Source organism: Ruegeria sp. BA12 (genome assembly GCF_056539625.1).
The window spans coordinates 76,125-98,793 of record NZ_JBQFVF010000012.1; the positions used below are offsets into that span (position 1 = coordinate 76,125).

The window sequence follows — 22,669 nt, forward strand, 5'->3', positions numbered from 1 at the left end:
CGCGGCTAGACGGTTTCCCCCCTCGGGACAACAGTTATGTTATCAATTTTTTGCGAAACTATCACACTTGCAGCAGCAAATCGCGCAATTCCGGCTCGTTAACACGATCAGCCGCAGTTGAGGGCGAAACCCAGACCCGCTCGCGTTTGCCAGCTTCGGGAAAGTCATCTTCCAGATCCTGAACATCAACCCGATAGACACTGGTCAGAACGGGATAGGCCGTGCCATCGTTCAGGATTTTATCGTAAGTATAGTGCCCGATCGGTTCCTTGGAGGGGTTCGGCGCCCGCACGCCTGCTTCCTCCCACGCCTCCTGCAGTGCAGTTTCGGCACCGTCCATGCCATCAACCGGCCAACCTTTGGGAATGATCCAGCGCCCGGTGTCGCGACTTGTGATCAATAGAACCTCTGGTCCGCTTGGGGTTTCACGGGTGCAAAGGGCTGCAAACTGCACCCGTTGCGGGCGCAGGAAAATCGGTCGGGCGACCTCGTCCCAGATTTTTCGCAGCCATTTCGTCATTGGTCGATCGATCCTGTGCTTTTCTTGCCTGAAACGTCGGCACATAACAGTGAAATAGGGCTGATACAAACAATTGCCTGAACCAACTCTATCACGAATGTCGGGGTCGTGGTTATTTCCGCCGTTTGGCGCGCAGGGTTGGGTCGGCCAGTGTCGGGTCTTCGGGCCAGGGATGCTTGGGGTATTGCGCGCGCATATCCTTGCGAACATCGGCGTAAGAGCCCGCCCAGAATCCCGGTAGATCACGGGTGATCTGGATCGGTCGTTGCGCAGGAGAAAGCAGGGTGATTTTCAACGCCTCGCCCCCCACAACCGGATGCTGCGTGACGCCAAACAACTCTTGCAGGCGCACGGAAATCTCAGGCACCGCGCCGCCATAATCAATCGGCACCTTTCGGCCCAGCGGTGTTTCGAACGATCCGGGCGCGCGGCGATCCAGTTCTTGCGTCTGGATCCAGTCTAGCCGGGCGCGCAGAGCGGGCAGCAGGTCAAACCGCTTCCACTCTTCGGCGTTGCGTACGCCCGAGAGCATGGGCAGCAGCCAGTCCTCAAGCGACTCTGTTAGCCCTTCGATGGTAAAGTCAGGCAGATCAGCCCCTTCGGTCCGCACCAATTCAACGCGCGCCGCCAACCGCGCCGCCGCCCCGTCCAGACGCAATCCAAGATCGCGCACGCCATCCAGCATGGCCTGCGCCACGGCATCGTCCGGCACGTCCTTCCACAGACGGTCGCTCAGCGTTATCGCGCCGAACCTTTCCTGTTTGCGCGCCACCACCCGGCGGTCGCGTTTTGACCAGGCGCAGCTGTCGACCCAGCTGATTTGCCCGGAAAACAGATCGCGAATTTCGCCTTCGCTGATCTGGGCGGCCATGCGCACCCGTGCTTCGCGCGGATTACCGTCGGTGTCCGTGACCACCAGATAAGGTGCCGCGGCCAGCGTATCGCCGCTGTCCAGCACCACCCCTTTGCCGCCTGACAGAACATAGCGGGGAACGTCACCCTTGCGGCGCTGTCCGATGCGGTCGGGATAGGCCGACGCGGCCATGGCGGCGGGGCTCAGATCACTGGCCTGGCCCTTGGTACGCAGACGTTTGGTTTCGGCTTTGATCCGATCCACTGCGCCCGAATTCACTTGCCAGACGCGGTTGCGTTGAAACGCGCGGATGTCGCGCAGCGCCTCTAGCCGCAGCAAAAGGTCTGACGGCGCGCCCTTTAGCGGATCGCGTTCGGCCATCAATGCGGCCAAAGTGGCGGCACCGGAACCGGCAGACACCAACATATGACCCAGACGCGGATGCAGGGGCAGGGCAGCCAGGGCGCGCCCGTGTTCGGTAATCCGCCCCTTGGCATCCAGCGCGCCCAGCATCGTCAGCAGAGCCTTTGACTCGGCCATCGTGCCTTCGGGCGGCGGTGTCAGAAAGGCCAGATCGCCCGGTTCGGCACCCCACAGCGCCAGTTCCAATGCCAAACCTGTCAGGTCCGCGGCCTCGATCTCGGCCGGAGGATAAGCAGACAACGCACCTTCTTCACCCTTGGACCACAACCGATAGCACTTGCCCTCGGCCACGCGGCCTGCGCGACCGGCGCGCTGGGTGGCTTCGGCGCGGGTTACACGCTCGGTTACCAAACGGGACATGCCCGAACCGGGATCGAACCGCGCCCGTCGCGCTTGCCCCATATCAACCACGACCCGAATGTCGGGAATGGTCAGTGAGGTTTCGGCAATCGACGTGGCCAACACCACTTTGCGCCCTTGATCCACCGGCGCAATCGCAGCGCGCTGGGCGGCAAAAGGCATGGCCCCGAATAGGGGGCGCAGCACGCAGTTCTCCGGCAGGCGCGCGGACAAGGCGGCCTCGGCCCGGCGAATTTCACCCTCACCTGGCAAGAACACCAACACCCCGCCGCCGGTTTTGCGCGTGTCCCTTTCAGCCTGAACAACCAGATCGACCAGAGCGTCCAGCCGCCGTGCCTGCGCCCCCAAAGGGCGGTCCAGCCAGTGTGTTTCGACCGGAAAACTGCGCCCTTCGGAGGTGACCATTGGCGCGCCCATCAACCGTCCAACCGGCTCGGCATCCAACGTTGCCGACATGGCCAGTAGCATCAGGTCATCCCGCAGAGCGCCGGTGACTTCCAAACAAAGGGCCAATCCCAGATCGGCGTTCAGGGATCGTTCGTGGAATTCGTCGAAAATCACGGCGTCCACACCCGGTAAGTCGGGATTGGATTGCAACATCCGGGTCAGAATGCCTTCGGTCACGACCTCGACCCGGGTTGATTTTGAAACCTTGGCTTCGCCCCGCACCCGATAACCTACGGTCTCACCCGCGCGTTGGCCCAAAGTGTCGGCCATCCTTTCGGCAGCAGCGCGCGCGGCCAATCTGCGCGGCTCCAACATCACGATCTTGCCTTCGCACAAGCCCGCCTCGAGTATCGCCAGGGGAACTCGTGTTGTTTTACCTGCCCCCGGAGGGGCCTGAAGAACAGCGCGGCCTGAATCCTGGAGGGCCGCAAGCAGGTCTGGGATGGCGTCTTCAATGGGCAGTCGTGTCATGCGGGCTTTATCCGCCAACGAAACGGCAAGGTCCAGTTCCGCCATGTGCGCGGCGCGAACAGGAGTAGCGCAACCGCTAACAGCGGAGGAACGGCAACACATGGGTGCGAATAATTGGTGTGCGGCGTATTTCCGCAGCGGTCCAGTCTGGACAAACAGTTTGTCGGGGCGGCAAGTAGTCGTGCCGCAACACATCGAGGATGAAATGGACATAGACAGCCTGAGCGACAGGATTTTGAACGGTGAGCGGCGCGCACTTGCCCGCGCCATCACTCTGGTCGAAAGCGGCCGTGAGGATCACCGGGCACAGGCGACCGAATTGCTGGCGCATCTGGCTAAATCCAAACGGCAATCGCTGCGTATCGGCCTGTCAGGGACGCCAGGGGTTGGCAAATCCACCTTTATCGAAAGCTTTGGCATGATGCTGATCGCCCAGGGGCTGCGGGTGGCGGTGCTGGCGGTTGACCCTAGCTCGTCCCGCTCCGGAGGCTCGATTCTGGGCGACAAAACCCGGATGGAACGTCTGAGCCGCGAGAGAAACGCCTTTATCCGCCCATCCCCCAGCCAGTCGCATCTGGGTGGTGTGGCCCGACGTACGCGCGAGGCGATTGCCCTGTGCGAGGCCGCCGCTTTCGATGTGGTGCTGATCGAAACCGTGGGTGTGGGCCAGTCGGAAACCGTTGTGTCCGAAATGTCCGACCTGTTCCTGTTGCTGCTGGCCCCAGCAGGCGGAGACGAATTGCAAGGTGTCAAGCGCGGCATCATGGAAATGGCCGACATGATTCTGATCAACAAGGCTGACGGAGATCTGAAGCCTACTGCCATCCGCACCTGCGCTGACTATGCCGGAGCGCTGCGCCTGTTGCGAAAGCGCCCGCAGGACCCCGAGACCTTTCCCAAGGCTATGACAGTGTCGGCGGTGGAAGAACACGGCTTGGAAGACGCGTGGTCCGAAATGCAATCGCTGACTGATTGGCGGCGTGAAGCTGGCCATTGGGAGGCCAATCGAACCAATCAAGCGCGATATTGGTTCGATCAAGAGGTCCGGCATGCCCTGTTGGCCCGGCTCGAAACACCACAGGCGCGTGCGATGATGGATCGTTTCAGCACTCAGGTAGGTGAAGGTGTCCTTAGCCCATCGATCGCGGCCAAACAAATGCTGACTGAATTGGCGGCAGACTAACCGGCCGGGCAGAGTGGCGCGTTCATCATTTGTCGTGTAAGATCGACGCGAATGCAATTTTGAGTTGTGCGATTGGCTCAGGCGACAGGAACCGTCGAACATGCCCGATATCAACGGGACGAATAACGACGACGACATTGAAGTCACCGACAATACCGGTTCTTTAAACGGGACAACGGTACCCGGACCAATTGACAATATTCGCGCCAGACAGGGCGATGACGACGTAACCGTTACCAACAGTACGATTTCCGGTTCCGTGCGGGGCAATCGCGGAGACGACGATATCGTTATCACCGGCAGTACTGTGGTCGGGCAAGTGAATGCCGGAATTGATGATGATACGGTCAACCTTCAGGGATCTACCGTTGGTGATGTTCGGCTGGGGCAGGGCAACGACACCCTGAACATCAACAGCACAAACGTAACGGGCGACGTTCGCGGTGGCGGCGGAACGGACAGCTTGAACCTGCCCGTCGGTACGGTCGTCACCGACGATACGTTTGGAACTTTCACCGTTGCCGAAGGTGTTTCCTACTCGGTCTCAAGCGGCACTTTTATCCTGCCGTCGAACCTACCGTCTGGGCCGTCCGTCTCTTATCAGGCATTCGAGAACGGAACAGGGGTTCCATGCTTCACACGCGACACTGAGATTTTGACACGATCCGGCCCGGTGCTTATCCAAGATCTCTGCACCGGTGACATGATTGAGACACTGGGTAAGGGGTTGCAAAAGATTCGCTGGATCGGGAGGCGACGCTTTGATCTAGACGGATTGAAGGGGAACCCCAAACTTTATCCCATTCGAATTCTGGCAGGGGCGCTGGGCGGCGGTTTTCCAAGTCGGGACTTATTGGTCTCGCGACAGCATCGGATGCTGGTCCAGTCCCCCATTGCCCAACGCATGTTCGACGAACGCGAAGTGCTGATTCCCGCCATCAAGCTAACAGCCTTGCCCGGTATATTCGTGGACAAAGACGTCACATCGGTTGAGTACTACCATCTGCTTTTCGATCAACATCAGGTCATCTTTGCCGAAGGCGCGCCGACAGAAAGCCTGTTTACAGGGCCCGAGGCGCTGAAAACTCTGAGTTCAGAGGCCCGCCGCGAGATTTTTGAGATATTTCCTGAGCTGATCGAAAAGAAACTGACACCGCGGCCCGCCCGCTATATTCCGCGCGGACGGCAGCAGTCGCATCTGTTGGAACGCCATCGCAAGAACAAAAAACCGCTTTTGCAGGCGTGTATCCAACCGCCCGGTGATGCCTGAGCAAAGATTTCGCGCGATCTGTCTTGACCCTTCTGGCGATTCCCACTACACGCATCCAACCAGTTTTCGGGCGCGACTTCGGGTTGCGCCCCTTGTGATTTGGCCGCTGGCATCATGCCCGGCCTCCAGAAACAAAGGAAGAAACCATGTCGCGCCGTTGCGAACTGACCGGAAAAGGCCCGATGACTGGCAACAATGTCAGCCACGCCAAAAACAGAACTCGTCGTCGTTTTCTGCCGAACCTGAACGACGTTACCCTTCAGTCCGAGACCCTGGGTCGTGGCGTCAAGCTGCGCATCTCGGCGGCTGCACTGCGCTCGGTCGACCACCGTGGTGGTCTGGACTCGTTCCTGGCCAAAGCCAAGGACGAAGAGCTGTCGGCAAACGCACTGAAAGTGAAAAAGGAAATTGCCAAGGCGCAAGCCACGGCCTAAGCCCTTTTTCCTTGAAAGAATTCAACCCTGTACCGCAAGGTGCAGGGTTTTTTCTTGCGCGGCCTGCTCCTGAACTGGAATTAAATTTTCAGCCACGGTGATGTTGTTCACATACCCTGCGCCAAGACTGTTTTATGTTTGGTCATATTCATCTGGCGGAGTTTACCCCCATGTCTTTTAAATTGTCTGATTTCCTCTCCCTGTTGGCTGCCTTTTTTGGCAAGACGTTTGGGACATGCTTTCGGATGCAACGACAGGTGAACAGGTTGCATACGAGCCTGACCAAAGGGTCCGTCAAACGTCCTGGCGTGGACAGCTGACACGAACCCAGTGGTTGCGGGTTTCAGGCGTATTCGATTGCGCTTGAAGCCCGCTTTGAGTCCGGCCTATATCAGGCGCAGGATGAAACCCGTTCTGAACAGATTTCTGCCTTTGGCGCTTTCGCTGCTTGTCATTCTGACAGGGCAGGGGGTGGCTGCATCGCGCGGAATGGACAGGGCGGTGGGGCAGATGGTGCTTTGCACTGGTACAGGCCCGGTGGTGGTCTATATGGACGCCGAAGGCCAGCCGACTCAGCCCCCTCATTTCTGCCCTGAATACGCGCTGACCCTCTTGGGGGCGGTCGTTGTCCCGGCAGCCGCCATGCCCGTTGCGCCAGAACAGTTTCAGCCCGCGCCTTTGCGCAAGGCGGGTAATCTGGTTGCCCTGCCGGTTCCCTTCAGACCGGCGCGCGCGCCTCCGGTTGTGATCTGAAGACACATTTTCTTTCAGACACTTATACAAGGAGAGGTGCAATGTCCCTCAAATCCAAACTTCTGATCACTCTGGTCGCTGCAACGCTGGCAACATCTGCTTTTGCTCAGGATACGATTGCCGTTGATGACGCCTATGCGCGCTCCGCAGGCAAAGCAGCCAAGGCCGGTGCTGCCTTTATGATGATCAAAAACACGGGCGAGGCTGACGACCGGTTGATTGGCGTGGAATCCGATGCGTCTGCACGTGTTGAGCTGCATACCCACAAGATTGATGACAACGGCGTAGCTAAGATGATGCACGTCGAAGAAGGTTTTGTCATTCCAGCCGGTGAAACCCACATGCTGAAGCGCGGTGGCGACCATGTGATGTTCATGGGGCTGACTGCCCCATTCGAGCAAGGCGCGACCGTACCGGTGACGCTGATTTTTGAGAAGGCCGGAGAGATCGAGATCGAGGTGCCGGTTGATCTGGAACGTCAGGACGCTGGCGGCCACGGGACACATTCGAACTGAGGCTACGCCTGTCTTCAGGCCGCGCTGCGGCCCTCATCCATGCGTCAGGTCGGGCTTTGCCCGGCCTGTTGCCGTTTCCGGAGGTGGTTAGCGATTGACCACGCGCATGGCGACCCGGTCATGGGCGCGTTTGAACCGGGCGGTCAGCCAGAACATCACCGCCGAAAAGGCCAGGGCCCCGAAGGCAATGGCCCATCCCAGCGCCACCATTCCGCTGCCGGGCCAGAAGATCAGCACCAACCCGATCAGCAGCGCTATGACCCCGGAATTGCGCACTGAGGGCGCATCGGGGTGTTGATCCGACATTTGCCGCCATGCCATCAGCGAGCCAACGCCGATGATCAGGGCCCACGCCCCTAACAAGAAGAAGGTCAGCCGCGCCACGCCTTCGGGCCACAGGAGAAGTACCAGACCGATCAACAGGGCGCCGACCCCTACGCCCCCTATCAATCCACGCCGACCAAAGCCCAGCAAAGTCAGGCCGCCATCCACGATCAGAAGCAGACCGACCAGACGCAACAGCAGTGAAATGCTGCCTGTCGGCCAGAACAGCGCAGCGATGCCCAGTGCCCCAGCGAAGATGCCGCGCAACAGGAACGTCCACCACAGTCCCGCGAGTTGATCGCCCAAAGCGTCGCGGCCGTCCAAAGTGCCATCCTCGAGGATTTCCTCGTGCGGGGATTGAGGGTCTGACATGATGCTCTCCCAGCTGGTTAGGCCTTCACTATAAACGGAAAATCCTGCCGGTGTCTGCTGTCATCTGGGGCTGAGCAAGCCATCTACCCAAGATGGGACTGTTTCCGTTGCGGGGCCGAGAATGACCTCATCAAAACTGGAGGCTCCGGTTGAAGGTTCGAGGTTCAGTTCGACCGTGCGGGCGCCGGATTGCAAGGCTTCATGAACGAAGGCGGCGGCTGGATAGACCTGACCCGAGGTGCCGATGGCAGCAAACAGGGTCGCTTCGGCCAGATGGTCGTAGATTGCGTCCATGTGATAGGGCATCTCGCCAAACCAGACCACATCCGGTCGCGCGGTGGCGGCACCGCAGGTAGGGCAGGGTTCGCCCACGGCCATCTCGGGTGGTGATGCCCAGCGGTGGCTGCATGCCGGGCAAAACGCTCCGGCCAACGTGCCATGCATGTGGATCACATGCTCGGCGCCGCCAGATTCGTGCAGGCTGTCGACGTTCTGAGTGACGATCACCACCTCGCCGGGAAAGTCCAATTGCAACCGTGCCAGCGCGGCATGCGCAGCGTTAGGTTTGGCCTTGGCGGCCTGCACGCGTCGGGCGTTGTAGAACCGGTGAACCAGAGCGGGATCGCGGGCGAAACCTTCGGGAGTGGCGACGTCCTCAATCCGGTGTTGTGCCCATAACCCGCCTTCATCGCGGAAGGTACCCAACCCGCTTTCGGCAGAAATACCGGCCCCTGTCAGTATGACGATCTTTTCCATCATTGCCCTTCGCGTTACACCTTGGCCCATGACCCACCGTATCCTCTTTGTCTGTCTCGGCAATATCTGCCGTTCTCCTGCTGCCGAAGGCGTGTTTCGCGCCCGCGCGCCGCATCACACCACCGATAGCGCCGGAACCTCGGGTTGGCATATTGGTAATCCGCCTTATGGGCCGATGCAGGCAGCGGCACAGGCCCGCGAAATTGACCTTAGCGACCTGCGAGCCCGGCTGTTTGTAGCCGAGGATTTCGAACGGTTCGATTTGATCATCGGTATGGACGCCAAAAACATTGCAAGTATCGAGGCGTTGCGCCCCGCTGGGAGCACTACCCCTGTACAGTTGCTCACCGATTTCGCACCCGAAACGGGTGCCGATCATGTACCCGATCCGTATTACACCCGTGATTTCGACGGGGCGCTGGACCTAATCGAAGCTGCCGTTGAAGGGCTTCAAGCGCATCTGCGGGCCTAGCCCATTACTTTCAGTTTATCCGTCAGCCATGGCAGTTGCACCAACGCCGGGTCGACGATCTGATTGCGCATAAGGCGACGCATCATGCCCGCGACCTCTTGTGGAACCTGATCGGACCAATCGGTGCGCGTGAACAGGGAAATTGTGCGCGAAAACTCTCCGAATGGTACGGGATGGACCGCCAGCGCGTCGTGGAAACGCGCTGCCCGCATATAGCCCAGCGGTGTTGTGATCGCCCAGCCCAACCCGCGTGCGACCATGGCCATTAAGGCAAGATGCGAACCGATCTCGAACCGTTCCTCATATTTCTGTTGCTGCCGCGCCAGATGCGACTCGATCTGGCGGCTGATCAGCTGTTCACGGGCATAGCGCAGAAAGGGCAGGTCCTGCGTGGCATTGTCGACCCCCTTGGGGGTCACCAGAATAAATGGGTCGCGGACCAAGGGATATTCGACCACACCTTCAAGCACTTCGCCGGAATGGGCCGAGACCATCAGGTGCAGGCGTTGCGCTTCCAACTCGGCGAACAGATCCAGGCTGGGCAGGGTAATGAGCTTGAAATTCGACCGTGTCAGGCTGTCGGCCAATAGGGTCGCCAATCGAGGCGTCAGGTCATTGTCAAAGTCGTCGATCAGCCCGATGGACAAAGTGGTGAGGTGCCCCAGGTCCATCACGGTCAACTCGCTTTGTGCTATTTGCAGCTCGGCCAGAACTGACTCGGTTCGTGCCAGAAAGCTGTGCCCGGCCTGGGTAAGCCGCATCGGGCGTCGTCCGTGATCCACCAATTCGGTGCCAAGAGCGTTTTCCAGATTACGCAATTGCTGTGACACTGAAGGCTGGCTGAGCCCGGTGATCTCGGCCGCCTGCGCCACCGATCCCGTCCGCGCCAAGGCTTCGAACACTTCGAGCCCACGCAGGGTCAGCCCTTTCATTACCATTGGATACACCTTTCGCTGCGCCTTTTCTGGGGCGCAGGACGGATCAGGTCAAGGATTCAGAATGCCTTAGCTGCAGATCGCCTGTGCCATCTGGCCAAAGTTCTGATACCGATCCCACAGCGCATCATCGCGCGCAGTTTGCGACATCTTCAACTCTTGCGCCTGGTGGGGGTCGGTGAACCACTTCGCGACGGTTTTCTGATCGCTGCGGGTCAATGCCTGATTGGCCACGCGTTGAATGCAGTTGCATCGATCCCGTGTCGCGGCTGTACGATCAGACGCCAGACACGCCTGTTTGATCTGCGCAGCTTCGACTGGTGCTATCGCCGTCAGAGATGTGGCACATAGTGCGATTAGGAGGAACTTTTTCATGCTCTTGCCTCGTTTTTGCCTGCCCGGAGTGATCTGACGCCCCTCTCGGTCTGCGGCGGAGTATGAATCAATCGGGTTTGCGGATCAATGGACAACAGCGATTGGAGCAAAAATGCGGCCTCACGGCGTTTTAAGGCCAGTCTTGCCGTGTCTGTTGTTTCCATAACACGCCCCGTGAGTTCGGGAAAAAATAGCCTGTCCGGGTTTGGCTGATCCGCCAAACATGCGGCCAGCAGACTTTCGGAGGCTGCGCCGTTCGCCCGGACGACGTTATGCCGTTCCAGTAAAAAGTGATGAAAGCGGGCCGTTCGATCTGTAGCCAGATATGCGATACCGGCATCCACAAGGCTTATGGCGGGGACAAAAACTTCATTCTCTGCGAACAACAACTCGGCCAATGGATGTGAAATCAATATCCTATGTTGCTGGGAGACTTTGAGCGGGGCAAAGTTGGATAGAACGCCAACGGGAATTTTCACTAGTTTGAAGCGGCCTGCAGCAATGACATCCTGGACACCCGTCCATTGCACCGAAACAAACCCATCATCCTGTGTCCAAACCCTGTCACCCGGCTTCAGTGCTTCGATTGGCAGGTGACCCTGTTCCGTTTCAATTAAAGTTCCAGCATCATAGCAGATCGGTGTAACATATTCGCTTTCATCAAAGCTCGGGCCTTCCTGCGTGCTGACAACGGTCAAGGGCACGCCAGCGGGGGGAAACTGACCGGGCCCTCCGATAAAGGCAATCCCCTCAACGGTTCCGTATGCCGGAGAAGAGTTGGTTACGTTGAACGCGACCGCCTGCCAAGTGTTCACTCCATCTGTTAAGGTGATGCCGTACTCAGCCTCAACTCGCGTGCCGTCGGTGAATAGCGTGCCGTCTATCGTCTGGTCGCCATCCAAACGCTGATTTCCATCGTTGTCGGCAAAATTGGTGTCGCTTCCCGCGTCGGTGATGAAGACCTCGGTCGCCGCGCGAGAGTCAATCGTGATCGTCTGCCCGATCAAATGTATGCCCGTGCCCTGAGTGATGCCGTCCAACCCCTGAGGCACCGTGATCGACAGTTGGCTTTCACCAAGAACGAAAATCGAATAGTCGGCCAACGTTTAAACTGCTTTCTCGTTAGTGTTCGGGCCAATCAACGGCATAATCCTATCCGTTCGCAAATACTGGGTAAATGCATTTAGGTAGAAAGACCCACTGCGCGCCTATGCTGCAACGCTTCACGGCTTGACGAGACCCAAATCTCCGGACATATCCCAACCCATGACAGACCTCGCTCATATCCGCAATTTCTCCATCGTCGCGCATATCGACCATGGCAAATCCACTCTTGCTGACCGGCTCATCCAAGAGACCGGAACGGTCAAGGATCGCGACATGAAGGAACAGCTGCTCGACAGCATGGATATCGAACGTGAGCGTGGCATCACCATCAAGGCCAACACGGTCCGCATCGACTATACCGCCGACAATGGCGAGCAATACGTGCTGAACCTGATCGACACCCCCGGCCACGTGGACTTCGCCTATGAGGTCAGCCGGTCCATGCGCGCGGTCGAGGGCTCGCTACTGGTTGTGGACTCGACCCAAGGGGTTGAGGCGCAGACGCTGGCGAACGTCTATCAAGCCATCGACGCCGATCATGAGATCGTGCCGGTGCTGAACAAGATCGATCTGCCCGCGTCCGATTGTGACCGCGTGGCCGAACAGATCGAAGACGTCATCGGCATCGACGCGACCGACGCCATTCAGGTCAGCGCCAAGACGGGGCAGGGCATCCACGAGACGCTGGAAGCCATCGTGCAGCAACTGCCCGCACCGCAGGGCAATCTGGACGCGCCGCTCAAGGCGATGCTGGTGGATTCCTGGTACGACGCCTATCTGGGCGTCATCGTTCTGGTCCGTATCATGGACGGCACGCTGAAAAAGGGCATGCGGGTCAAGTTCATGTCGAACAACACCCTGCACCATGTCGACCGCGTCGGTGTCTTCCGCCCCGAGATGGAGATGGTCGACAGCCTCGGCCCCGGTGAGATCGGCTTCCTGACCGCTTCGATCAAACAGGTCCGCGACACCCGCGTCGGTGACACCATCACCAATGACCGTAACGGCACCGAAGAGGCCCTGACAGGCTTCAAACCCGCGCAGCCGGTGGTGTTCTGTGGTCTTTTCCCCGTCGACAGTTCCGAATTCGAAGACCTGCGCGACGCGATCGACAAACTGGCCCTGAACGATGCCAGCTTTAGCTTCGAAATGGAAACCTCGGCAGCCCTTGGTTTTGGCTTCCGCTGCGGCTTCCTCGGTCTTCTGCACCTTGAGGTTATCCGCGACCGCATCGAACGCGAATACGATATCGAGCTCATCACCACCGCGCCGTCGGTGATCTATCACGTCTACATGAAAGACGGCGAGATGATCGAGCTGCACAACCCCGCTGATATGCCCGACCCCTCCAAGGTCGACCATATCGAGGAACCGCGTATCAAGGCGACCATTCTGGTGCCTGACGAATACCTCGGCGACGTGCTGAAACTCTGCCAGGACCGCCGTGGCATCCAGCTGGACCTGACCTATGCGGGCAGCCGCGCCATGGTCGTCTATGACCTGCCGCTGAACGAGGTCGTTTTCGACTTCTACGACCGCCTGAAATCGGTGACCAAGGGCTATGCCTCGTTTGATTACCAGATGACCGGCTACACCGAGGATAATCTGGTCAAGATGTCGGTGCTGGTGAATGACGAACCGGTCGACGCGCTGTCGACCATGGTTCACCGCGACCGGGCCGAGATGCGGGGCCGGGCGATGTGCGAAAAGCTCAAGGACCTGATCCCGCGCCACATGTTCAAAATCCCGATCCAGGCCGCCATCGGAGGCAAGGTCATCGCCCGCGAGACCCTCTCGGCGCTGCGCAAGGACGTGACCGCGAAGTGTTATGGCGGGGACGCGACGCGGAAGCGGAAGCTGCTGGACAAGCAGAAAGCGGGTAAGAAAAAGATGCGCCAGTTCGGGAAGGTTGATATCCCGCAGGAGGCGTTTATTTCTGCGCTGAAGATGGATGGATAGCCCAGTCAACAAAATGTTCGAATGGGTTACGCTGCATCCTGTAATATTCGTAGTTTCTTCGGTTCTTGCGCTATTCGGCTATTCCAACATATTTCTATTTGGATTTTTGTTGAACATCCCGGTGGCGCTGCGACCATTTCTGGATGCCTACTTTTTTTCCACTTTGACTTTTGAGTTTTTTGCTAATCTTGCTTTAGCGGCTGTTTTAGCACGTGTGATATTGCTAGTGTTACGGTTCACGTTGATAACGTCCAAGTTTCAACCATCTGACCTAATTCCTCCAGTATTTGGTTTCATCGAAAAAGTCTTTGGCGTTGCTGCCTACACGTCGAAGTTGGATCGACATGCACGTTTGAATGTAAAGTTATTGGCTCGCTGGGTTCGCAGGCAGCGATTAGTAATGACATTTTCGATTGGATTGTTGGTTTTCTCTTTTCTATTTGTTGGATGGCATTCGCTTTGGTTCATACCGTTATGCCTTGTGTCAGCTCCACTTACTTGGATGCTGGTAAGCAAGGTTGAGCTAAGCCGAAACTTTGCTACACCTCAGAACACTCAAGTGATGACAGCATCAAGAGTATATCGAGCATATGCAGGATTTGCGCTCATCTATTTTGCTGCCTGCGTGTTTTTTGCGGGTGTTGCGAACTTCGCCGAAAAACTCGATACAAGTATTTCTGTGGGCGTTGGAGGGCAGGAAAGGATATCATCTTTGTTGGGCGTGACCTCTGCAGGAGTTATCGTCGGCGATGGTCGAGGTATTGTTATTAACCCGATACCCCATTTCTCTGTGTCTGCATATTTCTTACCTTATTCTTCTTTTGATTCGATTGGTCAAAAACACTGAAATAAGCTCAGGCCTTGCATGGTAGGAAATACTGTATTCACCCGCCCAGCGGCACCGCCGGGCCGGGCCGCGCCGACCCGCCCCCGTCAAACCGTAGGTTTGCCTCCGGCAAAACGGGCGGCGCGTTTGCGCCTCCCCTCGGGCCGGCGCTGCCCTCAGCTCTGCTGATTGGCCGTCTACACTACCGGTTGCAATTCCAGTCAAAGAGATCGAACGTTTCGCGAGTATGTTCAGGAATAACCCCAAAATCGAATTCGCTCTCGTGTGCCTTTGGGTGGTTGGCGTCGTTGCCTACCGCTGGACACATTATGAACCGTGGTACATCGCCGATACAATTTGTTCTGCCGTAATTGTAGGTGCATCCTACCTGTATCTTTTCAAACGGAAACCGTAGGGCGGGCTTCAGCCCGCCATTCGCCTGGCCGAGCCAACGCGCATTAATCGGATGGAGATGGCGAGCTGAAGCCCGCTCTACGGGTGGATTGGTGGGTTGAAAACCCACCCTACGTAGGATGGGTTTTCAACCCATCACCCACACTGTGACCCACCTCACAGCCCCAACCGCACCCTCCTGCTACACTTGACCCAACGGAACCCTCGGCAGGAGGTGCAGATGTCCACATCCTTGATCCCCATCATCGCCCTCGGGTCGGCGGGCCTCTATTCCGTGGCCATGATCGCGATGAAGTTCTGGTGGAAACTCCCCGGCGTGGGCCTCGGCCTGCTGATCGTTGCAACCCTGCTGGCCGGGGCGACACTGGAGCTTGCCGCGCTGCGCGAGGAACGGTTGGGCATCATCTATACCGGCATTCTGGGGGCCGAGGTCATCCTGATCGCCATCGCCTCTTACTTCCTGTTCGGCGAAAACTTCTCTGGTCGCGAAGTCGCCGGGATTGGCCTAGTCCTGGTCGGCACGGCCTTGGCATGGGCCTGATCGCGCCTCGAACTTCCACTTATTCTGACCCAGATCAAGGACCACCCTCAAGCTTGGTTTTAGTGTGCGCGAAAACAGACTGGAAAAACGAGGCACCCTATGCTGACCCTGATGCTGATCCTTCACATCTTTCTTGGTTCCACCCTTGCCGGGTCCGCTGTAATTGCGGTTTTGGCAATGGGTTACACGTCGGCGACGCATATTCTGGTCGCAGCTGTCGTGGGGTTTGTGGCGGCGTTCCCGGTTTCGTATCTGGTGGCCCGCAAGCTCGAAAGCTGATCCATGGTGCATAGTTCCCCACTTTAGACGCACACATCTCAATCTGTTATTGTGTCCGCGGGGGACCGCGTTTGGGCGGCTTTATTCTTCGGGTGCCTGCAACGCCTGACCCTCAGAAATGAGAGGTTATTATGCACAAATTCTTAACGACGACCGCAGCCACAGTTCTGACCCTAGGCTTGTCCGCAGGTTTGGCCCAGGCCGAGACCTATGACGCCGCAGCCAAGGGCATGGGGACGAACGCGAACCAGGTCTATGGCATCTCGGACGGGAACGCCGTGGTCAAAACGCAGACCGACTATGACAGTTTCGAAGTTACCGCCGGGCACCCGCTGGAGGGGGCAACGGGTTCGTGCTTCGGTGCGCTGCTGGTCAACGGGGCTGCGGTCTCGGGCACCGGGAATTGTGTGTTCGATACCACCTCGGGCGATAAGGCGGTGATGACCTGGACGGCCACGGGCCTTGGTGCGGATGGGGCTTTGACGGGCGACTGGACCGTCTCGGGCGGTTCGGGCAGTTGGGCCAGCGCAACCGGGGGCGGGAGTTTTTCGTCGCTGACCGATCCTGACACCAAGAAGTTTGTGAATACGATCACAGGTAGTATCGCAATCGAATAGATCAATCTTCACAAAGGCTTGCGACAGGGGTGCGGGGTTTGACGTGCCCCCGTTCGCTGTGGATGTCTAAGGGGTCCATGAACCAATCATGAAGTTTCCCTCAGGTAAGTTGTAACTGGATCGCGCCCTTCCAATCTGTTGAGCAGGCCAGCATCGGCCCGACAGAAGGAGAGAGCCAATGACCAGATACATGACTGCCGGAGCAGCCGCTCTGGCCACGACCCTCACCCTTGGTACGGCCGCGCTGGCCGATACCGCGCCTGATCTGCGCGGTACTTGGTTGGGCTCGTACACAACCGTTTCACCAAGCCATTATCAACGCGGCGATGAGCCCAGGTTCAATCAGGCTGAATGGATGCTGGATGTCCAGATTCAGGAAGACAACGTGTTCTGGGGACCCAGCAAATGGCGTCGTGAAGGCGATGCCGAGTGGAACGAAAATGAGGCCACTGGCACCATCAGCCTGGACGGTTCGGGAAGTATCGGGATCATCGAAACCTCGCCCATGATCATCGGCGCAAACGCGTTGATCGACGCCCGGTACGAAGATGGAAAGATCTATGCGGATTTCCGTAGCCTGCGTAACGGAACGACTTACAGCACCGTTCTGGAACGTCAGGTGAACTGAAGCGTTTCCGGCCCGATCGGTCTGTAGGGGGTACTGGCTGCGGTTTGTTGCAGCACGTAATAGGTAATCCTGATCGGGTCGGAGCGCTTCTCAAAAAGCGGAACTATGATCCCCTCGGTGAGGGGGCGGGTCGGGCGGTGATGGTGCCACCTGCAACAGGGCTCGGATTGGTCTATGCCCAAAAGCGGCGTTCCTCGGTACAGGCCAGCCGGGTTTCGCGATCCTTCAGCGCGGTATTGCAGAAAGTGGGCAATGGCGCTCGACCCAAAACTCACATTATGTCCGCTGCGAAAAGTGGGATCGATTCTTGGAAACTTGCCTCTGGGGATCGGTGAATCTCACGGTTGTTACTAATTTGACCGATTAATGGCCTTTGCACTCGCAGAAAGACTGCAAAATTGCGTTATTGTCGGATGATTTTATTTTTCCACCGCCAAGCCAGTGGCACTTCGAAGTTTCCAGAGTTATCCACATAAGCTTCCCGGCACATATCAACATCTTATCCCCGTCTAATTTTCATGCTGCAGTGCTATTTTCTTGTTCGAGACAGGTCCGAATGTAACAGTCTGATTACTGCAACGGTTCTTCGGAACCTAAGCGGGGCGCAAAGGCCAGGGGGTCAGAGCGATGAGAGCGGATTTTAGGATTTGTTTTTCGTTGCAATGATTTACCGGTGGGCAAATGGCTGATCTAGGTTTCGACTTTGGATCAGGCGATTACCCTCTCAGAAGGTCGGCGCGTGCTGTGTGGTGCCAGCAGGTACGACGCAGCGGCTTTGGCCCTTTAGGGGGCCGGGGCAACTGGCTCGGGACGTTCCTCGGACGTGTCGACCCGGCAAGGCGTCAGGAGTATCCGCAAGGATGCATGCATGGACCGCGTCTGCGCACCTGACGCCTTTTCCTTTTGCCGGACATTGGCTTGAAACAGACTGCCACTCTATCCCCTTTAAAAAAGGGAACGGGGTTCTTGTGTGTACACAAGAACCCCGTCGTGTTGTCAGAAATGCAATACCGCGTCTATGCACCTGTGATCCGCAGTTTACTGCGGATCGTGGCCGGTATCAACTATATGTTGCGGTTCCTGCCTCGAGCCAGCAATAAATGGAGTGGTTTACAGGTTTTCCTGCACGTCCGTGGCCGCGCCTTGAATCGCGTCGCCTGCTTTCTCGATGTCTTTGCCAGCGCCCTTTGCGGTTTCACAAGCGGTGAGGGTGAACAGGGCCAGGCCAATCAGAATTGCACGGGTCATCGGTGTCTCCATTTGTGTCAGTTATGTGTTGCGTAGCAGTTTTTCCCGAACGGAACCAGAGCTTTGGGTCCCGTATTATTCCTTGCGGATCAACGGACCAAACAGCGCGGTTGCAACAAAGATCAAAGCCGCCGCACAAACGATGCTGGGCCCGGCTGGCGTGTCGGCCAGATACGCGCCCCACAGCCCGCCCAATGCGGCCACAGAGCCTATGATCGCGGCGTAGAACGCCATGGCTTCGGGTGTTCTGACCAAAGACCGCGCACCCGCCGCAGGGATTACCAGCAAGGCTGCGATCAAAAGAACGCCAACCACCTTGATTGCAACGGCCACGACCAGAGCCATGGCAACGGTCAACCACATTTCTTCGCGCTTTGGGTCGATATCTGAGGCGTAGGCCAGGTCCGGGTTGAGCGTGGCCACCAACAAGGCCGACCACCTCCAGATCATTAGGGCAAGGATCAATGTGCCGCCAACCCAGATTGTCGTCAAATCGGTTTTGGTAACGGCTAGGATGTCGCCGAACAAAAAGGCGTTCAGATCCAGTCGGACATCCGCCAACAAGGCTACGGTGACCAATCCGGCTGCCAGTGCAGTATGGGCGATGACGCCCAGCAACGTGTCCATGGCAAAACCCTTACCACGCAGCAGCGTCACGGTCAGACCCATGGCCAAAGCGGCAGCGACAATAGCAGGCAGGAAGGGCAGCGAAAACGCAAGCGCCAGCGCAACCCCCAAAACCGAGGCATGCGCGGTCGCCTCGCCCAGATAAGCCATGCGACGCCAAACCACGAAACAACCCAGAGGGGCCGCCGCAATTGCAACGCCAACCCCTGCAAGGGCGGCGCGTACCATAAAATCGTCCAGCATCAGTTGGTATTGTCCTGTGCGTGATGGTGATCGTGATGGTGGGAATGGCTGTGCTTATGTTGATACAAAGCCATGGTTCCCTTGGTGCCGCTGCCGAACAATGCCCGGTATTCAGGTGCGTCAGCGACAGTGTTGGGCGAACCTTCACAGCATATATGTCCGTTCAAACACAGCACTCGGTCCGAGGCCGCCATGACCACATGCAGGTCGTGGCTGACCATCACGACCGCGCAGCCCAAATCGCGGCGAACCTGCTCAATCCGTTGGTAGAACGCAGCCGCACCGGGTTGATCAAGCCCTTGTGTCGCCTCGTCCAATAGCAGCAGTTGCGGATTTTCCAGCAAAGCACGCGCCAGAAGAACGCGTTGAAACTGGCCACCGGACAGTTTCGTCATCTGCCTGCTGCGAAGGTCGGGGACCCCGGCAATGTCTAATGCATTGACGGCGTCGCGGGCCGAGATGCGCTTGGGAAGACCTAGAAACCGCTGGACTGTCATCGGCAGGGCCGCATCAAGCGCCAGTTTCTGGGGTACATAACCGATACGCAGGCCTGGCGCGCGTTGCACGGTGCCTTGGGCAGGAGAGACCGCACCAATCATCGCGCGCAGAAGGGTCGATTTGCCCGATCCGTTTGGTCCGACAATCGTGACAATCTCGCCTTCGTAAACCGAGGCGTTCACATGTTCAAGAATGGTTCGGCCATCCACGCGAATGGACATGTCCTTCAGAGAGATCAGCGTTTTTGTCACGGTTGATCCCCAATGCACTCGGGGCACAGACCTTCGGCTTCGACCACAACCCGCTCGATCCGAAACCCCGAGGTGCTGGCCGCAGCGCCCAAACGGCCCTGCGTCAGCTCGGTTTCAGTTTCGGCTACAGCTTTGCAGGATCGGCAGATCAGGAAGGCCGGAATATGGTCATGGGTCGGGTGGGCGCAGGCGGTATAGGCGTTCAGTTGTTCGATCCGGTGGACAAACCCGTTCTGCACCAGAAAATCCAGTGCGCGATAAGCCACGGGCGGTTGCGAACCCATCCCCTCGGCGGACAGGACGCTGAGGATGTCGTAGGCACCCATTGCCCGATGTTTTTCCAGCAGAATCTCAAGTACGCGGCGCCTGACCGGTGTGAATTGCAGGCGCTGCGCTTTGCACTTTGCGTCGGCCTGAGCCAGAGCTGTATGAACGCAATGCGTGTGGTCGTGTTGTCTGAAGCCAACTGTACTCATGGTGATGCGCTCCGGGTATTTTCTGCTTGATATGTTATAACACCAGGCTTATCAAGCGCCCAAAGAATGTGATAACATATCATCTTGGAGTGCGCATGATCCGTTTTTCCCTTTATGTAATTGGTGCCGGATTGGCAGGTCAAGCTGCAGCCGAAGCCCCAAAGGTCGCCACTGATATTGCTCCGGTTCATTCCTTGGTGGCACGCGTCATGGATGGGGTAGGATCGCCAGATCTGATCATCCCGCCGGGTGCTTCGCCGCACAGTAACGCGATGCGGCCTTCTCAGGCACGTGCATTGCAATCGGCGGATGTGGTGTTCTGGGTCGGCGAAGAGCTGACTCCCTGGATGGCCAAGCCACTGAGTGCATTGTCCGAGGATGCGCAGCTTGTGACTTTGCTGGATACAGATGGAACAGTTCTGTACGATTTTCGCGATGTTACCGAAGAGGGTCATGAAGAGGATCATCATGATGATCACGATGATCACGATGACCACGCCAAGCATGACGACCATTCTGATCATGACGACCACGACGATCATGATGGTCATGACGATCATGCCGAAGACAAACATGAAGGCCACGACGACCACGAAGAAGGGCACGCAGGCCACGACGATCACGGTCATGACCATGACCATGACGGAATTGATCCGCATGCCTGGTTGGACCCTGAAAATGCGCGGGTTTGGATTCAGGTAATCGCGGAATCTCTGGCGACCGCTGATCCGGAAAACGCGCAACAGTATCGAGACAATGCACAGGCCGCCGATGCCGAACTGGCTGGCTTGCAGGATGAAATAGCTGCTGATTTAAGCGGCATGCAGGCACGCAGCTTCATCACATTCCATGATGCCTATCAGTATTTCGAAAAGCGCTTTGGCTTGGAAACCTCTGGATCCGTCAGCTTGGGCGACGCCTCGGCGCCGGGACCCGCGCGTCTGGCCGCCCTGCAGGAAAAAGTTACCGAAGATCAGATCGTCTGCGCCTTTGCGGAACCGCAATACGACACTCGTTTGGTGAAAACTGCGATTGAGGGAACGGGCGCCGCAATCTATCATCTGGATCCGATCGGCGTGGCCCTTAACCCTGGCGCAGATCAATATACGGATTTGCTGCGCGCATTGGTCGACGGTTATCAGGCCTGTGCCAACGGATCGTAAAAAGCTGAAAGTTCAGCCTTTTTCCTCGCCACAGAACATGTCGTAGACAAGTTCCAGCATGCGGCGCGGGCGGTCATCCGCCAGACGATAATAGATCGCCTTGCCCTCGCGGCGGGGCGTCACCAGCCCCTCAAGGCGCAGGCGCGACAATTGCTGGGACACGGCAGCCTGACGCGCCGATAACAATTCTTCCAATTCGGTCACGGATTTTTCGCCAGACACCAGGTGGCACAGGATCATCAGGCGACCCTCATGGCTGATGGCTTTCAGAAAATTCGACGCGCGCGTCGCGTTGTTGACCATCTTGTCGAACGACTCGGGAGGCATATTTTGCGAAAGCTGGGGAAGGGCCATCGTTTGTTTCCTTTTCTACGCGTAAGCGGGGTGGGTGTTGTTTTGAGCGGATCCGATACGCGTTATGTTTGGTTACATATTATGATCATGTATTTCCATATGCACGGATCAAAATGATGTGATGTGACAGCGATGAGATTTGATGGACATCACCGCGATAACTTTGGCGACAGCGGGATTGGGCCTTAAAACACGGCGATAGGGGGTGAAGTATCCGGTCCCCCTTGCAGCCCCCCGATGGCGACACTAAGACTCGGGTAACGTTTCTTCGGGTAATGTCCCGATCCATAGCAAAGCAGGCAGGTTCAGAATGTTCGATCCAGTTGATACCTATATGAATACGCTCGTCCCAATGGTGGTCGAACAGACCAGCCGGGGCGAACGGGCCTACGATATTTTCTCGCGCCTTTTGAAAGAGCGGATCATTTTCATCAACGGCCCGATCCATGACGGGATGAGCCATCTTGTCGTGGCGCAGCTGCTGCATCTTGAGGCGGAAAACCCCAGCAAAGAGATCTCGATCTACATCAACTCGCCAGGTGGAGTGGTGACCTCGGGTTTGTCGATTTACGACACAATGCAGTATATCAAGCCGAAATGTTCGACATTGGTAATCGGTCAGGCGGCCTCGATGGGGTCGGTTTTGCTGGCTGGTGGCGAAAAAGGCATGCGGTTTTCGCTGCCCAACAGCCGCATCATGGTCCACCAGCCCAGCGGCGGGTATCAGGGTCAGGCCAGCGACATCATGATTCACGCAGCCGAGACACAGAAACTGAAGGATCGCCTTTATGACATATACGTGCGTCATACGGGCCAGACCAAAAAGGCAGTTGAAAAAGCACTTGATCGTGACAATTTCATGAGCCCGGAAGAGGCGAAAGATTGGGGTCACATCGACGAAATCGTTGAAAACCGCGCCAAATTGGACGGCGACGAGGCCTGAGTTTAAGCCCCCGGGCCGGTGGTGCGGGGGCG

26 protein-coding genes are annotated in these 22,669 nt (G+C 57.5%); 14 read left to right on the forward strand and 12 right to left on the reverse strand.

The features are described from left to right. Positions 1 to 61: 61 nt before the first annotated feature. Together ACR0B0_RS18670 and hrpB are read right to left on the reverse strand one after the other, a co-directional pair. Positions 62 to 520 (reverse strand): NUDIX hydrolase, encoded by a 459-nt coding sequence (locus ACR0B0_RS18670; RefSeq protein WP_170351364.1) that lies wholly within the window; start codon positions 518 to 520, stop codon positions 62 to 64. 112 nt (positions 521 to 632) lie between these two features. After that, on the reverse strand, positions 633 to 3,074 hold the full coding sequence (gene hrpB, locus ACR0B0_RS18675; protein ID WP_480649078.1) for an ATP-dependent helicase HrpB: 2,442 nt from the start codon (positions 3,072 to 3,074) through the stop codon (positions 633 to 635). A gap of 205 nt (positions 3,075 to 3,279) precedes the next feature. Here hrpB and meaB point away from each other — a divergent pair, with 205 nt between their 5' ends. The 5 genes from meaB (at position 3,280) to ACR0B0_RS18700 (ending at position 7,229) form a co-directional block, all read left to right on the forward strand. Next, on the forward strand, positions 3,280 to 4,257 hold the full coding sequence (gene meaB / locus ACR0B0_RS18680; protein ID WP_170351482.1) for a methylmalonyl Co-A mutase-associated GTPase MeaB: 978 nt from the start codon (positions 3,280 to 3,282) through the stop codon (positions 4,255 to 4,257). A gap of 100 nt (positions 4,258 to 4,357) precedes the next feature. Continuing rightward, positions 4,358 to 5,527 (forward strand): Hint domain-containing protein, encoded by a 1,170-nt coding sequence (locus ACR0B0_RS18685; protein WP_480649080.1) that lies wholly within the window; start codon positions 4,358 to 4,360, stop codon positions 5,525 to 5,527. A gap of 146 nt (positions 5,528 to 5,673) precedes the next feature. After that, entirely contained in the window at positions 5,674 to 5,961 is a 288-nt protein-coding gene (rpmB, locus tag ACR0B0_RS18690) for a 50S ribosomal protein L28 (RefSeq protein WP_480649082.1), read from the forward strand. Between the two features lie 402 nt (positions 5,962 to 6,363). Then, the gene (locus ACR0B0_RS18695) at positions 6,364 to 6,714 is read left to right on the forward strand and encodes a hypothetical protein (RefSeq protein WP_170379163.1); all 351 of its coding nucleotides are present in this window, start codon (positions 6,364 to 6,366) and stop codon (positions 6,712 to 6,714) included. Positions 6,715 to 6,755: 41 nt separating this feature from the next. Next, positions 6,756 to 7,229 (forward strand): copper chaperone PCu(A)C, encoded by a 474-nt coding sequence (locus tag ACR0B0_RS18700; protein WP_170362548.1) that lies wholly within the window; start codon positions 6,756 to 6,758, stop codon positions 7,227 to 7,229. Between the two features lie 87 nt (positions 7,230 to 7,316). Here the strand turns inward: ACR0B0_RS18700 and ACR0B0_RS18705 are convergent, their stop codons facing one another. Together ACR0B0_RS18705 and ACR0B0_RS18710 are read right to left on the reverse strand one after the other, a co-directional pair. After that, positions 7,317 to 7,925: an HdeD family acid-resistance protein gene (locus ACR0B0_RS18705; RefSeq protein WP_170351359.1), complete on the reverse strand. Its 609-nt coding sequence runs from the start codon at positions 7,923 to 7,925 to the stop codon at positions 7,317 to 7,319. A gap of 60 nt (positions 7,926 to 7,985) precedes the next feature. Then, positions 7,986 to 8,681 carry an NAD-dependent deacylase gene (locus ACR0B0_RS18710; protein WP_480649121.1) on the reverse strand — a complete coding sequence of 232 codons (696 nt, stop codon included), beginning with the start codon at positions 8,679 to 8,681 and terminating at the stop codon, positions 7,986 to 7,988. Positions 8,682 to 8,709: 28 nt separating this feature from the next. On the opposite strand from ACR0B0_RS18710, the gene ACR0B0_RS18715 reads away from it, so the two are divergent. Continuing rightward, complete coding sequence (locus ACR0B0_RS18715; protein ID WP_170379235.1) at positions 8,710 to 9,153, forward strand: low molecular weight protein-tyrosine-phosphatase; 444 nt, start codon at positions 8,710 to 8,712, stop codon at positions 9,151 to 9,153. Here ACR0B0_RS18715 and ACR0B0_RS18720 read toward each other — a convergent pair. The 3 genes from ACR0B0_RS18720 to ACR0B0_RS18730 form a co-directional block, all read right to left on the reverse strand. Next, positions 9,150 to 10,091, reverse strand: coding sequence for a LysR family transcriptional regulator (locus ACR0B0_RS18720; protein ID WP_170414383.1), 942 nt, complete (start codon positions 10,089 to 10,091; stop codon positions 9,150 to 9,152). The genes ACR0B0_RS18715 and ACR0B0_RS18720 overlap by 4 nt on opposite strands. A 66-nt stretch (positions 10,092 to 10,157) precedes the next feature. Further along, the gene (locus ACR0B0_RS18725; protein ID WP_480649085.1) at positions 10,158 to 10,463 is read right to left on the reverse strand and encodes a hypothetical protein; all 306 of its coding nucleotides are present in this window, start codon (positions 10,461 to 10,463) and stop codon (positions 10,158 to 10,160) included. Next, entirely contained in the window at positions 10,460 to 11,566 is a 1,107-nt protein-coding gene (locus tag ACR0B0_RS18730; protein ID WP_480649087.1) for a Hint domain-containing protein, read from the reverse strand. Before ACR0B0_RS18730 ends, ACR0B0_RS18725 begins: the two co-directional genes overlap by 4 nt. A gap of 163 nt (positions 11,567 to 11,729) precedes the next feature. Between ACR0B0_RS18730 and lepA the strand changes: the two genes are divergently transcribed. From lepA to ACR0B0_RS18760, 6 genes are all read left to right on the forward strand, one after another. Beyond that, a complete protein-coding gene (lepA, locus tag ACR0B0_RS18735; RefSeq protein WP_170351354.1) occupies positions 11,730 to 13,529 on the forward strand; it encodes a translation elongation factor 4 in 1,800 nt (599 codons plus the stop codon). Further along, complete coding sequence (locus tag ACR0B0_RS18740) at positions 13,522 to 14,376, forward strand: hypothetical protein (protein ID WP_480649089.1); 855 nt, start codon at positions 13,522 to 13,524, stop codon at positions 14,374 to 14,376. Before lepA ends, ACR0B0_RS18740 begins: the two co-directional genes overlap by 8 nt. 613 nt (positions 14,377 to 14,989) lie before the next feature. Beyond that, positions 14,990 to 15,310 (forward strand): hypothetical protein, encoded by a 321-nt coding sequence (locus ACR0B0_RS18745; protein WP_480649091.1) that lies wholly within the window; start codon positions 14,990 to 14,992, stop codon positions 15,308 to 15,310. 99 nt (positions 15,311 to 15,409) lie between these two features. Then, positions 15,410 to 15,589 (forward strand): CTP synthetase, encoded by a 180-nt coding sequence (locus ACR0B0_RS18750; protein ID WP_170362555.1) that lies wholly within the window; start codon positions 15,410 to 15,412, stop codon positions 15,587 to 15,589. A 131-nt stretch (positions 15,590 to 15,720) separates the two neighbouring features. Then, on the forward strand, positions 15,721 to 16,206 hold the full coding sequence (locus tag ACR0B0_RS18755) for a hypothetical protein (RefSeq protein WP_480649093.1): 486 nt from the start codon (positions 15,721 to 15,723) through the stop codon (positions 16,204 to 16,206). Between the two features lie 178 nt (positions 16,207 to 16,384). Beyond that, entirely contained in the window at positions 16,385 to 16,834 is a 450-nt protein-coding gene (locus ACR0B0_RS18760; protein ID WP_170351349.1) for a hypothetical protein, read from the forward strand. Between the two features lie 1,110 nt (positions 16,835 to 17,944). Here the strand turns inward: ACR0B0_RS18760 and ACR0B0_RS18765 are convergent. The 4 genes from ACR0B0_RS18765 to ACR0B0_RS18780 all read right to left on the reverse strand — a co-directional run bounded on the left by ACR0B0_RS18765 (position 17,945) and on the right by ACR0B0_RS18780 (position 20,177). After that, positions 17,945 to 18,082 (reverse strand): entericidin A/B family lipoprotein, encoded by a 138-nt coding sequence (locus tag ACR0B0_RS18765; protein WP_082643663.1) that lies wholly within the window; start codon positions 18,080 to 18,082, stop codon positions 17,945 to 17,947. Positions 18,083 to 18,157: 75 nt separating this feature from the next. Continuing rightward, a complete protein-coding gene (locus ACR0B0_RS18770; protein ID WP_170398827.1) occupies positions 18,158 to 18,952 on the reverse strand; it encodes a metal ABC transporter permease in 795 nt (264 codons plus the stop codon). Beyond that, positions 18,952 to 19,671 carry an ATP-binding cassette domain-containing protein gene (locus ACR0B0_RS18775; protein ID WP_480649123.1) on the reverse strand — a complete coding sequence of 240 codons (720 nt, stop codon included), beginning with the start codon at positions 19,669 to 19,671 and terminating at the stop codon, positions 18,952 to 18,954. The genes ACR0B0_RS18770 and ACR0B0_RS18775 overlap by 1 nt, the downstream gene beginning before the upstream one ends. A gap of 26 nt (positions 19,672 to 19,697) precedes the next feature. Next, positions 19,698 to 20,177, reverse strand: a complete 480-nt coding sequence (locus ACR0B0_RS18780; protein ID WP_170362560.1) for a Fur family transcriptional regulator — start codon at positions 20,175 to 20,177, stop codon at positions 19,698 to 19,700. Positions 20,178 to 20,272: 95 nt separating this feature from the next. Here ACR0B0_RS18780 and ACR0B0_RS18785 point away from each other — a divergent pair, with 95 nt between their 5' ends. After that, positions 20,273 to 21,340: a zinc ABC transporter substrate-binding protein gene (locus ACR0B0_RS18785; RefSeq protein ID WP_480649095.1), complete on the forward strand. Its 1,068-nt coding sequence runs from the start codon at positions 20,273 to 20,275 to the stop codon at positions 21,338 to 21,340. A gap of 12 nt (positions 21,341 to 21,352) precedes the next feature. Here ACR0B0_RS18785 and ACR0B0_RS18790 read toward each other — a convergent pair whose 3' ends face one another. After that, positions 21,353 to 21,694, reverse strand: a complete 342-nt coding sequence (locus ACR0B0_RS18790) for an ArsR/SmtB family transcription factor (RefSeq protein WP_170351344.1) — start codon at positions 21,692 to 21,694, stop codon at positions 21,353 to 21,355. A gap of 310 nt (positions 21,695 to 22,004) precedes the next feature. Here ACR0B0_RS18790 and ACR0B0_RS18795 point away from each other — a divergent pair, with 310 nt between their 5' ends. After that, complete coding sequence (locus ACR0B0_RS18795; RefSeq protein WP_170326811.1) at positions 22,005 to 22,637, forward strand: ATP-dependent Clp protease proteolytic subunit; 633 nt, start codon at positions 22,005 to 22,007, stop codon at positions 22,635 to 22,637. The last annotated feature ends 32 nt before the right edge of the window (positions 22,638 to 22,669 follow it).